Here is a 12,455-nt window from a genome sequence, read left to right as displayed (position 1 = left end):
TTGCCGGAATGATCTCGCCGGGCAAGATGCCACAAGCGAACCGAAAACGCATGGGGATCGGGATGGGCGAGTGGATCGGCGTTGCGATTGCACTGGTCTCGAGCTGCCTCGGCGGCACCGCCGCGGCGATCACCCGTTACCTGGCGGGCAATGCCGACCCGATCACGCTGGCGATCCTGCGCTGGGTGATCGGCTTTCTCTGTGTGCTGCCCGCCGCGGTCCTGCTCGGGGCGAAGTGGCCGCGGCGTGACGACTTGCCGGCGGTCGCGGCGCTCGGCGTCGCCTTCTTCGGCGTGTTCTTCGTGCTTTATAATCTCGCGATGTCCTACACGACGGCGGCGCGCGCCAGCCTGGCGCTGGCGACCTTGCCGCTCTCGACGATGGTGGTCGGCGCCTTGCTCGGCTTCGAGCCGCTGACGATGCGCAAATCGATCGGGGTCTCGATCGCGGTGCTCGGCGCGGCGGCGGCGCTGGCATCCGGGCTGGCGGCGGCGCCAGTGGGCGCATGGCGCGGCGAACTGAGCATGGCCGCCGCAGTGCTCTGCATGGCCTTCTACAACGTGCTGTCGCGGCCGTTCATCCGCCGCTCCAGCGCGCTCGGCTTCCTTGCCGTCGGCATGGGCGCCGGCGCGGCCGCGCTGGTGGCGGTGGGATCGTTCACCGGCAGCCTGGCGACGCTGCGCGAGTTCGGCACGTCGCAATGGATCGCGGGGCTCTATCTCGGCATAGCCGGCGGCGCGCTGGCTTTCATCCTGTGGGTGCTGGCGCTCGAGCGGGCCTCGCCGACCCGCGTCGCCAACACCATGACGGTCAATCCGATCGCCGCCGCGCTGCTTGCGAAGCAATTGGTCGGCGAGCCGATCACGGCCAATCTGGTCGTCGGCCTGATCGCGGTCTTCGCCGGGATCTGGATCGCGACGTCGGAAACCAAATCGGTCTGATCAGCCGCGCGGCGCGGCAGGCGCGGCCGCCGGCGGGGCAGGCGAGTGCGTCGGCTTCAGCGTGCCGGCGTAGAACGACAGGACGAACACCAGGATAAGGCCGACAAGATAGACCCCATAGGATTGCGGCGGGGTGATCGCCCATTGCATGAGGCGTCGGATCGGGTTTGGCGGGCCAGCGTCGTTGTCCATGCGCTGTTGTGCGCGAAGGCCCGGACAAAAGGAAGCGGAATCGGCGCCATTCGGCGGCCGTGTTCCGCGCGAAATGGTGAGGCGGGCGGCCTTGCAATGCCGCATTGGCGTTCGCATCTGTCACGCGACGACCAACCCTTCCTCCCGCACCAATTGCCCGGCATAATCCAGCTTATGGAACTGACGCCCCGTTTGCGCCTCATGAATTGGCTGGTCCGCCAGGGTTTGACGGGCCTGCCGGAAAACGACCTGCTGCGCGGTTTCTGCGAGCGCTGCCGGGCCGCGGGCATGCCGCTGTCGCGGGCGATCGTCTTCATCGATACGCTGCATCCGATCTTCGAGGGACGCGGTTTCCGCTGGAACGACGGCGAGAGCAACGAGGCCGACATCTTCGAATACGGCTCGACCAGCACCGGCGAGGCCAGCCAGACCTGGCGGCGGTCGGCCTTCTATCACATGCTCGAAAACGGCCATGACGAGATAGTGATCGATCTCGCCGACACCTCGCACGATTTCTCGATGATCGGCGAGCTGGCGGAGAAGGGCCACAAGCATTTCGCCGCCTTCGTGCATCGCTTCGGCGAGGCCGGCACGATCGGCGAGATGGACTGCTTCTACTCCTACTACACCACCCGCCGCTCGGACGGGTTCGACGAGAACCATATGGCGGCGCTGCGCGACCTGGTGCCGGTGCTCGGGCTCGCGATCAAATCGGCTGCCCAGGTCGAGATCGCCCGCACGCTGGGGCGGGTCTATCTCGGCCGGGACACCGCGGAGCAGGTGCTGCGTGGACGCATGCAGCGCGGCATCACCGAGAAGATCAAGGCCGTGCTGTGGTACTCCGACGTGCGCGGCTCGACCGCGATCAGCGAGCGGATCGGCCCGGACGAGATCATTCCGTTCCTCAACGATTATGCGCAGGCCTCGATCGATGCGATCCACGACGCAGGCGGCGAGGTGCTGAAGCTGATCGGCGACGGCGTGCTGGCGATGTTCACCGGCGAGAACGTGGCAGGCGCCAAGCGGGCCGCGCTGCGGGCCGAGCACAGATTCCGGCATAACATCCGCGTGCTGAACGACCGCCGCGAGAACGAGGGCCGGCCGACCACCACGGCCTATGTCGGGCTCCATGTCGGCCAGGTCTTCTACGGCAATATCGGCAGCGAGGACCGGCTGGATTTCACGGTGGTCGGACCGGCCGTCAACGAGGTCAGCCGGATCGCCTCGATGTGCGCCTCGGTCGATCGGGAGCTGTTGACCTCGACCGATTTCCGCACCGGGCTCGACGCCGCCGGCCGCAACTATCTGGTCTCCACCGGCCGCTTCGTGCTGCGCGGCATCGGCCATGCGCAGGATCTCTACACGCTGGATCCGGCGATTGCCGCCGACGAGGTCGTCGGCGGCAAATACGAGCGGTACTTGGCGAGCTAGGGTCTCTCCACCGTCGTTGCGAGCGCAGCGAAGCAATCCATTCCTCCACAGGTGGCGACATGGATTGCTTCGCTGCGCTCGCAATGACGGCTGAGAAGACCCGGGATCAGCACCGCGCGGGTTCGCCGACCATGTCGGGCTGCCGCGTCAGCGCCACCGCGGGCGACATCAGGATCACCAGCGCCTGGGCGGCGAAGATCGCGGCCGCGAGATAGAGGCAGGCTTCGGCGCCGTAGAGGCCGCCGACGATGGCGCCGAGCGCGGAGCCGAGCGGGCGCGCGCCGTAACTCATGATGTTGATCGCCGAGACGCGCCCGAGCAGCGAGGGCGGCGTCACCGACTGCCGCAGCGTGGTGGTCGAGATCACCCACAGGATCGGCCCGACGCCGAGCAGGAAGAAGCTGAGGCCGGCGAGCAGCGGCGTCGCAAACCAGGTCGTCAGCGCCATCACGGCCGCGGCGACGAAGCCGGTAACCGGGCCGAGCCCGATCACGGTGCCGAACGCCAGCCGCTTCATCACGCGGGTCGCGAACAGCGCACCGACCACCATGCCGACGCCGTACATCGCAAGCGTGGTGCCGACGCCGGTGGCGCTGAGCCCGAGATGGCGCACCGCATAGGGCACGAACACGGCGAGCAGCAGGAACGACGCGGTGTTGAAGATGAACTGGGTGATGAACACCGGCCGCAGCAAGGCGTGGTGCATTACGAAGGCGGCGCCTTCCTTGATGTCCTGCAACGGATGGCGCCGCGGGGCAGGCTGCCGCGCCGGCTCGTAGATGCCGGCGAGCAGCACGACCGCGATGGCCGACAATGCCGCGGCGAAGCCGAATGCGGGCGCGGCACCGACCCAGCCGACCAGCACGCCGCCGAGCGCGGGGCCGCTGGCGAACGCGACGGTACGCGCGAGCTCGATGCGGGCGTTCGCCGCCGGCAATTGCTGTGACGTCACCAGCGAGGGGACCAGCGCCGGCGCAGCGACGCTATAGGCGACCGTGCCGCAGACCGCGATGAAGCCGAGCAAAGCGAGCAGCGGCAGCGTCATCGCGCCCAGCCACAGCAACAGCAGGATCGCGGCAAGCGCGGCCGCGCGCAGCGCTTCGGAGCCCGCCATCACCCAGCGCCGCGACACGCGGTCGGCGAGCAGGCCGGCGGGAATCGCAAACAGGATGAAGGGCAGCGTCAGTGCGGTCTGCAACAGGCCGGTCTGGCCTTCGCCGACGCCGAGCAGCAGCACGGCGACGATGGGCGCAGCCGCAAGCGCAACCTGTTCGGCGGATTGCGCGGCGAGATTGGACCAGGCCAGGCGGTTGAAGGTGGCTGGCAGGCGAGGCGTATCGGCGGACATGACGGAATCCTTGATCATTCGACTGCCCGGTAGTGTGTGGTTGGAAGAGGCCCGATCCCACCCGTTTCCCGATAACGCCAAAAGCAGAAGCCCGCCGAAGGGGATCGGCGGGCTCTTCCAGAGTCAGACTTGGCTGAAAGCTGTCACTGCGGTTTGGGAGCAGGCGCCAGTTGGCCCGTAATGGTGCCGACCAGCGCGGTTGGCGCGCTTTCGATGCCCACCGTCGGTGTTTCGGTGACCTCGGCCTTGCGCTGCGCCAGCGCGCTGGTCAGGCTGGTGAGTGCGTCGGAGCCGGCGGGGAAGCCGGCCTCCGAGAGGATCTTGTCGATCATCGGCTTGAATGCGGAGACCGACAGCAGCTGCGCGGCGAGCCCGTCGCCGAGCCCGAGGCCGCCATTGCCGTTGGCGTGGCCGTTGGCGCCGCCGCGACCGAGCATGCTGCCGGTGTCGAAGATCCGGATGTCGGAAATCTTCTCGATCGGCTTCACCGCCTCGGCGAGCGCGCTCGGGATCACGTTGATCCGCGCGAGGTTGAGATCGTAGGCGATCATGTCGGCGCTCAGCTTGTTGCGCGCCTCCGCCTTCATCGTCGCGACCTCGGCTTCGGCCTGGCCGAGCGCCTTGACGCCGGCAGCGCGGGTGGTGGCAGCCGCCGCATCGGCCTTGGCGAGCACGTTGGTGGCTTCCGCCTTGTTGGCGGCGGCCTGGCGTTCCGCCTCGGCCATCACCGTGATCGGCATCGCGTCAGTCTCGGCCGCCTTGCGCGCCGCGATCACGTTGATGATCTTGTCGCGCTCGGCGATCTCGGTGGCGCGGGCGGTGGTGACCTTTTCCTCGGCGGCGATCGCAACGGCACGCGCGGTCTCGGCGATGGTCTGGGCCTCCGACTGCTCCTTGCTCTTGGCCGCGACCGCGATCGCGCTTTCCTGCGCGACGATCTGAAGGTCGCGCTCCATCTCGGTGTTGCGGCGCTTGACCGCGAGATCGGCCTCGATCTTGCGCGTGTCGCGGGCCTGGTTGGCCTCGGTCTGCTTGTTGGCGACCGCGAGCTCCTGCTGGATGCGGTATTCGGCCTCGTTCTGCAGCGCGGTCTGTTCGACCTGCGCCGTCTGCGCGCGCATCGCGGCGGTCTTGTTGGCGATGTCGCGCTGCTGGGCGAGCTCGGCCTCGCGCTTGGTGCTTTCGATCGTCAGCGTGGTCTGCCGCGCCACCAGATCCTGCTGGGCGATGTTGACCTCGGTGGTGCGGACGATCTGGTTGCGTTCCTGCTCACGCTCCTTGGTGATCTTGGTCAGCGTGGTGAGACCATGCGCATCGAAGAAATTGCTCGGGTTGAAGTGCTTGATGTCGCTCTGGTCGAGCTTCGTCAGCGACACCGATTCAAGCTCGAGACCGTTGTTCTGGATGTCGGCGCCGACCGCGTCCTGCACCGCCTTGACGAAGGTGGCGCGCTGCTCCTGCAATTCCTCGAGGTTCATGGTCGCGGCGACCGAGCGCAGGCCGTCGACGAACTTGGCCTCGACCAGCTCGCGCAGCTCGGCCGCGTCATTGGTGCGGTTGCCGAGGGTCTGCGCCGCGAGCGCGATCGACGACGCGTCGGGTTTGACGCGCAGATAGAACTCGGCGCCGATATCGACGCGCATGCGGTCCTTGGTGATCAGCGAGTCCGGGCCGCCGCGCGCGACCTCGAGCCGTAGCGTTTTCAAGTTCACCGCGGCGGTGGAGTGGAAGATCGGCAGCACGAGCGAGCCGCCGTCGAGCACCACCTTCTGGCCGCCGAGGCCGGTGCGGACATAGGCCTCATCGCGCGTCGAGCGCTTGTAGAGCTTTGCGAACAGGAGACCGATAACGAGGATGACGATGACGCCAATAACGACGGGTACAGCAAGTTCCCACATGTGTTATGCCCTGTTGGAAGATCGTTGTTGTTCGACGAGGTCGGCTGGAGCGGCAATCGCGATGAAGCCCTTGGCATCGCGATCGACCAGCAGCACGCTGGCGCCGACCGGCAATGCCTCGGACTCCGCGCTGGCACGCGCCGACACGGTGTGCCAGTTGCCGAAGACATCCTTGAGACGGACCCGGCCGGGCAGGCCCTGATCGAGCGGGCCGACCGACACGGTTGCGACCTTGCCGACAAAGTCGCTGTCGTTGACCGCATAGCTCTCGTCGCGCGGAATGACGCGGGCGAGGCCGCGGCTGGTATTTCTGATCACGGGGATGCTGCCTGCGGCAGCAACCACCGCGGCAAGCGAGACCGGGATGGCGGTGCCTGCGGCATGCGCCAGTCCCTGAAGCAGGAAGCCTCCGATCGAGAAGATGCCGAGGATCAGGATGATCAGGATCAGGAGGGGAAGCCGTCCGGCGTTGATCCAGAGAAACAGGCCACTGAGAGCATTGTGGCTCTCGGCCTCGACCGCGAAATCCTTGCCGATCAATTCGCTGATCGAAAGTCCGATCATGGTGCTGAGCAGTTCGATACCGCCAAGTGCCACCATGATCGCGGCCGCGACCGCGAAGGGCCGCACGTCGGGGGCGAGCAGAATGTCGCCAACTGCACTCATTTTTCTGACTTGATCCTTTCAAGCCGCGCCGCGATTTCCTTTTCGCGATGCAGGCGATCGAGTTCGTCAAGCTCCTTGTCGCCGAGCACGCTGGAGGCGGGAACACCGGTGACCCGGGCGATCGCCGCCATGGCGCGCTCAGCACTCCATGTATTGGTCGTCGATGGGCCCCGGCTGGTTTCGTCCTGGGCCTCGCGGATCAGGCTTTGTTCGAGATCGGCCAAGCGCGTCTCCGCCTCGCGGCGCGCGCCGAGCATGGCCTGCAGCGCCTTGGTCTGCTCGTCGATTTCGAGTTCGATGAAATCCATCGCGCGTTCCAGCGCGATCACCTGCGACTCCAGATCAATTTGCCGTGCAACGCCGGCGCGCGCGAGATCCTCGCGATTTTCCGCAAGTGCGAGACGAATCTTTTCGTTCAGATTGGTCGTTTCGGTATCCAGTTCTTCGCGCCGCTTCTTCAGGCGGAATTCTTCGGCGCGCGACTTGCCGAGCGCGTAGCGCGCTTCGTCGGCGCCGGCGTCGATCTCGCGGATCGCCTGTTTGACCAGCGCGACCTTGTTGTTGTTCTCGACATTGTCGATGGTCTGGCTCGCGATGGCGGCAAGAAGCCGGCCCATGCGCGCAAGGATGCCTTCGTGAAGCATGGTCTTCTCCTCCGGTTGTGCTGATTTCGATTTGACGGCGATGTGGATTTCGTAGCCGCGTCCATCCGAGATCAAATGCGCCGGGAAGGGGCTTTCCCAGCCTGAGACATATCCCGGCACATCGAACGGCACCAAGACGCGTCCGCTAACAGTGCTAATGGTCAGTGAAGTTGGGCCCTTGATCGCAAACAACTTGTCGTCGAGCGGTATCCGGCGGACGGCGGCGCCTGCGATGTAATTGGCACGGTCGCGCAGGCCGAGCGTCACCAGCCGTGCGGGGAGGCCGGTCTCCTTGCGGATCTTCTCGTAGGCCTGGGCGTGCAGCGAGACGAGGTTGGCGCCGACGGGGGCGACCTCGGCGAGGATCGCCATCATCCGGTCATAGGCCGCAAAGGTCGCCTCGATCGCCTCGATGCCTGAAGGGTCAGGGGCGAGGGCGTAACGCAGGGTTGCGGTGGGCGTCTCGACGGGCAGCTTAATCATGCATCTAACGTAAAGCACTTCCTCAGTGCTTTACAAGAAGGGCGGTTGGTATCATTTTCGTGAGCCTAGATGCAGTTGCAAATGAGTTGCAATAACGGGACAGATCGGCCATCCTTGTCGGATGGATGCTCGGACCCCTGAACTGTCTTCCGTTTCGGTTCCCAATGCCGTGCCAAGTGGCTGGCGGGGCGATGCCGGACATGTGCGCAGCCTGCCTGAGGTGAACGCGACCGTCGCGGTGCCGTCAGGCGGCCTGTGGTGGCGGCGGCTGCTGGCCTTCGCCGGGCCGGGCTATCTGGTTTCGGTCGGCTATATGGACCCCGGCAACTGGGCCACCGACCTCGCGGGCGGATCGAAGTTTGGCTACACGTTGCTGTCGGTCATCCTGCTCTCCAACCTGATGGCGATCCTGCTGCAGGCGCTTGCCGCGCGGCTTGGCATCGCCACCGACCGCGACCTGGCGCAGGCCTGCCGCGCGACCTACTCGCGCCCGGTGAATTTGCTGCTGTGGCTCGCCTGCGAGGCCGCGATCATCGCCTGCGACCTCGCCGAGGTGATCGGCACCGCGATCGCGCTCAAGCTGCTGTTCGGCATTCCCCTGATCGGCGGCGCGCTGCTGGCGGCGCTGGATGCGTTCCTGCTGCTGCTCCTGATGAATCGCGGCTTCCGCTTCCTCGAGGCCTTCGTCATCGCGCTCTTGATCGTCATCGCGGTCTGCTTCGTCGTCCAGATCGCGGCCGCCGCGCCGCCGGTGGCCGCCGTGCTCGGCGGCTTCATCCCGTCGCGCGAGATCGTCACCAATCCGGAGATGCTGTACATCGCGATCGGCATCATCGGCGCCACCGTGATGCCGCATAATCTCTATCTGCACTCCTCGATCGTGCAGACCCGCGCCTACCCGCGCACCGAGGAGGGACGGCGCGACGCGATCAAATGGGCGACCACCGATTCCACCATCGCGCTGATGCTGGCGCTGTTCGTCAATGCCGCGATCCTGGTGCTGGCGGCCGCGACCTTTCACAAGAGCGGCCATTCCGATGTCGCCGAGATCGACCAGGCGTTCGAACTGCTGTCGCCGCTGCTCGGCCTCGGCATCGCCTCGACGCTGTTTGCCGTGGCGCTGCTCGCCTCCGGCCTCAACTCGACGGTGACGGCGACGCTGGCCGGCCAGATCGTGATGCAGGGCTTCCTCGACCTCAAGCTGCCCGACTGGCTGCAGCGGCTGGTGACCCGCGGCATCGCGATCGTCCCTGTCATCGTGGTCGCCGCGCTCTATGGCGAGAGCGGCACGGCGCAGCTGCTGGTGTTCAGCCAGGTCGTGCTGTCGATGCAGCTGCCGTTCGCGGTGATCCCGCTGGTGCGGTTCGTGTCCGACAAACGCAAGATGGGCGCGTTCGCGATCTCACGCCCCGTCGCGGTGGCGGCGTGGATCGTCGCAGGGTTGATCGTGATCCTGAACGTGAAGCTGCTGATCGATACGTTCTTCGGCAGCTAGTCCTGCGGCTCGGCGAGCACCTCGCCTGATGCGTCGACGCGCAGCCAGCCCGACGGCGCGAGCCGCTGCTGCGGCAGGAAGCGGCCCTTGTAGTCCATCTTCTTGGAGCCCTCGATCCAGTACCCGAGATAGACGTAAGGAAGGCCCTGCCGGCGGGCGCGGGCGATGTGGTCGAGGATCATGAAGGTACCGAGCGAGCGGGCCTCCAGCCCGGGCTCGAAGAACGAATAAACCATCGACAGCCCGTCGCTGAGCACGTCGGTCAGCGCCACCGCCATCAGCTCGTCGCCGCGGCCGGTGATGGCGCTGTCGCCATTGCGCTTGCGGTACTCGATGATCCGGGTCTCGACATGGCTGTCCTCGACCATCATGGCGTAGTCGAGCACGGTCATGTCGGCCATCCCGCCATTGCGGTGGCGGCGGTCGAGATAGGCGCGGAAGACCGAATATTGCTCCGAGGTCGGCACCGCGGTGCGCTGCTCGCCGATGATGTCGGCGTTGCGGGCCAGCACCTTGCGGAAGTTGCGGGAGGGGCGGAATTCGTTGGCGATCACCCGGACCGAGACGCAGGCCCGGCACTGGTCGCAGGCTGGGCGGTAGGCGATCGACTGGCTGCGGCGGAAGCCGCCATGGGTCAGCAAGTCGTTGAGATCGCCCGCTTTGTCGCCGACCAGGTGCGTAAAAACCTTCCGCTCATGTCGGCCCGGCAAATACGGGCAAGGCGAGGGCGCCGTCAAATAGAACTGGGGAGTATCACGCGAATGCTGGGTCACGTCAGATCGTCGGGCTCCACAAACAATACAGGCAGCCGAGTGAGCATCGCCCCCCTGAGGCTAACGGTCAATTGGTTTAGGCGGGCCTAATAGGAGGTCCGCGCGGCCGGGGCGACGGGGGTCCGGACCGAGCTGTTGATAATGACGGTTCCGAGGACGATGTCGTGCAGCAGCCGGCGGCGGCCGTTGAGCAGCCCGATCAGGAGCACTAGCGGCGACAGGAACGAGATCGTCACCCAGAACAGCACCGCATGGGTGGCGCCGAGCACGAAATAGCCGCGCGCACCGTACCAGGTCCGCAGTTCCAGATCCATCATGCGCATGCCGATGGTGGCCGAGTGCTGCCCGCCGATCGAGGCGCCGTAGTAGACGATCGCCCAGACGATCGAGGCCGGCGAGACCAGCCAGAACAGCGCCCAGCCGAGACCGAGCGTGACGAGGCCGAACACCGCGATGAAAATCACCGCCAGGATCACCGGCACCGACAGCACGAACAGGTCGATCAGGAACGCAAAGACACGTCGCGTCAGCACGCCGCGGAACAGGTCCGGCTGCATCATTGGGTCGAACGCATGCGGAGGAACGCCGCCGTCGTTGCGCCAGGCCTCGTTGCGCCAGGTGCCGCCGTCATTGCCGTAAGACATGACCAACCTCCGATGAAAGTCCCGCGCAGGACATGGGAACAGGAGGCGCATTCGCCAAGCCTGCGCGAACATTAACTAGCCGAAATAATCCGGCGATTCGGGGGCTGGATTGAGCGGTTCTACCTTCACGCCGTCATTGCGAGCGGAGCGAAGCGATCCACTTGTCGCAATAACGGGCGGCGGCCGTCAGCTCTCCGCCTTGATCTTTTCGGCGGCCTTCGGCGCGAAATAGGTGAGGATGCCGTCGGCGCCGGCGCGCTTGAAGCCGACCAGGCTCTCCATCATCGCGCGCTCGCCGTCGATCCAGCCATTGGCGGCGGCGCCCGCGATCATCGCGTACTCGCCGGACACCTGGTACACGAAGGTCGGCATCGCGAAATGGTCCTTCACGCGGCGGACGATGTCGAGATAGGGCATGCCCGGCTTCACCATCACCATGTCGGCGCCCTCGGCGATGTCGAGCTCGACCTCGCGCAGCGCCTCGTCGGAATTGGCGCTGTCCATCTGGTAGGTGCGCTTGTCGCCGGTCAGCGTCTTGGCCGAGCCGATCGCGTCGCGGAACGGGCCGTAGAAGGCGGAGGCGTATTTCGCCGCATAGGACATGATCTGCACGTCGCCGAAGCCGTTGTCGTCGAGCGCCTCGCGGATCGCGCCGATCCGGCCGTCCATCATGTCCGACGGCGCGATCACGTCGCAGCCGGCCTCGGCCTGGGTCAGCGCCTGCTTCACCAGCACCGCGACTGTCTCGTCGTTGAGGATCCTGCCGTCCTCGATCAGCCCGTCATGGCCATGGCTGGTGAAGGGATCGAGCGCGACGTCGCAGAGCACGCCGATGTCGGGAAACTCCTTCTTGATCGCGCGCACCGCCTGGCAGACCAGATTGTCGGGGTTGAGCGCCTCCGAGCCCTGCTCGTCGCGCAGCGACGGCTCGGTGAACGGGAAAAGCGCGATGCAGGGAATGTTGAGCCTTGCCGCGCGCTCGGCGTCGCGGACGATCTGGTCGACGGTGAGCCGGTCGACGCCGGGCATCGAGGCCACCGGCGTGCGGGTGTTGTGGCCATCGACCACGAACATCGGCCAGATCAGGTCATTGCTGGTCAGCACGTTCTCGCGCACCAGGCGTCGGGCCCATTCCGACTTGCGGTTGCGCCGCATCCGGATCGTGAGGTCGAGCGAGGGGGAGGCGAGGGCATCGCTCTGCCGCCGGGGCGCATCACGCAGTTCAATCGGGCGCCCGAATTTGATCGCCATGTCTTCTTCTCCTCGACGGACGGCATTCTGGACCTGATAAGGTCTGGACCTGATATAAGTCCGTTTCTAGCACCTGTCAGGGCCGCCGTCATTGCGCCGCTATTGCATCCGTGGCGCCCTTGATTTGCCGCAACGGCAATTGATTTTGCGTCCCCGGCGGGCCAAGACTGCGCCCATGAACCCCATTTTGCAGCCGCTATGCGGCGATTCGGATGTCTGACACCTCTGCACGCGATCAGGCGCGGGACAATGCCATCTCGGTGAGCGCGATCTCGTCCGACCGGATCGAGCCGGACGACAATGCGTGGACGCGGCGCCTCGTCATCTTCCTGCGCATCATGGCCGTCGTCTCGGTCGCCAAGGGCCTCTATCACTGGGCCCAGGTGACCGGCTTCGTCGGCGGCGAGGAGGAGGCCTTCGAGAACCAGTCGATGGCCTGGCAGACCGCCACGATCTATTTCGCCGTCATCGAGCTCGTCGCCGCCGTCGGGCTCTGGCTCGCGACGCCCTGGGGCGCCGTGGTGTGGCTGACCACCGTGGTGTCGATGGCGGTCATCGAGCTGATGTTTCCCGGCATCTATGGCGGCAGTCTCACCGTGGTCGGGCTCGAGGCGCTGATGCTCGCCGCCTATCTCGCGCTGGCCTGGATGTCGGCGCGCGAACGCCCGCCATAGGCCGGCGTGCAGCGA

The 12,455-nt window shown here is 66.1% G+C and carries 12 protein-coding genes; 4 read left to right on the top strand and 8 right to left on the bottom strand.

Going from position 1 to position 12,455, the window contains the following annotated elements; translation table 11 throughout:
- Window positions 1-62 precede the first annotated feature (62 nt).
- Complete coding sequence (locus tag ACVMDN_RS19015; protein WP_141342650.1) at window positions 63-941, top strand: DMT family transporter; 879 nt, start codon at window positions 63-65, stop codon at window positions 939-941.
- On the opposite strand, the gene ACVMDN_RS19010 is transcribed toward ACVMDN_RS19015, so the two are convergent.
- Window positions 942-1,133 carry a hypothetical protein gene (locus ACVMDN_RS19010; RefSeq protein ID WP_057020744.1) on the bottom strand — a complete coding sequence of 64 codons (192 nt, stop codon included), beginning with the start codon at window positions 1,131-1,133 and terminating at the stop codon, window positions 942-944.
- 174 nt (window positions 1,134-1,307) lie between these two features.
- Between ACVMDN_RS19010 and ACVMDN_RS19005 the strand changes: the two genes are divergently transcribed.
- The gene (locus ACVMDN_RS19005; protein WP_076834391.1) at window positions 1,308-2,564 is read left to right on the top strand and encodes an adenylate/guanylate cyclase domain-containing protein; all 1,257 of its coding nucleotides are present in this window, start codon (window positions 1,308-1,310) and stop codon (window positions 2,562-2,564) included.
- 106 nt (window positions 2,565-2,670) lie between these two features.
- Here ACVMDN_RS19005 and ACVMDN_RS19000 read toward each other — a convergent pair whose 3' ends face one another.
- The 4 genes from ACVMDN_RS19000 to ACVMDN_RS18985 form a co-directional block, all read right to left on the bottom strand.
- Entirely contained in the window at window positions 2,671-3,912 is a 1,242-nt protein-coding gene (locus tag ACVMDN_RS19000) for an MFS transporter (protein WP_076834409.1), read from the bottom strand.
- 143 nt (window positions 3,913-4,055) lie between these two features.
- Window positions 4,056-5,810 carry a flotillin family protein gene (locus ACVMDN_RS18995; protein ID WP_141342651.1) on the bottom strand — a complete coding sequence of 585 codons (1,755 nt, stop codon included), beginning with the start codon at window positions 5,808-5,810 and terminating at the stop codon, window positions 4,056-4,058.
- A gap of 3 nt (window positions 5,811-5,813) precedes the next feature.
- Window positions 5,814-6,476: an OB-fold-containig protein gene (locus tag ACVMDN_RS18990; RefSeq protein WP_076834388.1), complete on the bottom strand. Its 663-nt coding sequence runs from the start codon at window positions 6,474-6,476 to the stop codon at window positions 5,814-5,816.
- Window positions 6,473-7,603 (bottom strand): PspA/IM30 family protein, encoded by a 1,131-nt coding sequence (locus ACVMDN_RS18985; protein ID WP_253623801.1) that lies wholly within the window; start codon window positions 7,601-7,603, stop codon window positions 6,473-6,475. Before ACVMDN_RS18985 ends, ACVMDN_RS18990 begins: the two co-directional genes overlap by 4 nt.
- Before the next feature lie 121 nt (window positions 7,604-7,724).
- On the opposite strand from ACVMDN_RS18985, the gene ACVMDN_RS18980 reads away from it, so the two are divergent.
- Entirely contained in the window at window positions 7,725-9,098 is a 1,374-nt protein-coding gene (locus ACVMDN_RS18980) for an Nramp family divalent metal transporter (RefSeq protein ID WP_076834384.1), read from the top strand.
- Here the strand turns inward: ACVMDN_RS18980 and ACVMDN_RS18975 are convergent.
- From ACVMDN_RS18975 to hemB, 3 genes are all read right to left on the bottom strand, one after another.
- Window positions 9,095-9,871 (bottom strand): arginyltransferase, encoded by a 777-nt coding sequence (locus ACVMDN_RS18975; protein WP_076834382.1) that lies wholly within the window; start codon window positions 9,869-9,871, stop codon window positions 9,095-9,097. The two genes, ACVMDN_RS18980 and ACVMDN_RS18975, sit on opposite strands and share 4 nt — an antisense overlap.
- Before the next feature lie 86 nt (window positions 9,872-9,957).
- Complete coding sequence (locus ACVMDN_RS18970) at window positions 9,958-10,515, bottom strand: RDD family protein (protein ID WP_057020739.1); 558 nt, start codon at window positions 10,513-10,515, stop codon at window positions 9,958-9,960.
- A gap of 186 nt (window positions 10,516-10,701) precedes the next feature.
- Window positions 10,702-11,766 (bottom strand): porphobilinogen synthase, encoded by a 1,065-nt coding sequence (gene hemB / locus ACVMDN_RS18965; RefSeq protein ID WP_076834380.1) that lies wholly within the window; start codon window positions 11,764-11,766, stop codon window positions 10,702-10,704.
- A 212-nt stretch (window positions 11,767-11,978) separates the two neighbouring features.
- Between hemB and ACVMDN_RS18960 the strand changes: the two genes are divergently transcribed.
- Entirely contained in the window at window positions 11,979-12,440 is a 462-nt protein-coding gene (locus ACVMDN_RS18960; RefSeq protein WP_016845013.1) for a DUF6163 family protein, read from the top strand.
- The last annotated feature ends 15 nt before the right edge of the window (window positions 12,441-12,455 follow it).

Source organism: Bradyrhizobium sp. USDA 4510 (assembly GCF_054059095.1).
Note: the sequence above shows the minus strand (reverse complement) of the source record. Positions and strands in the feature narration are given on the sequence as shown.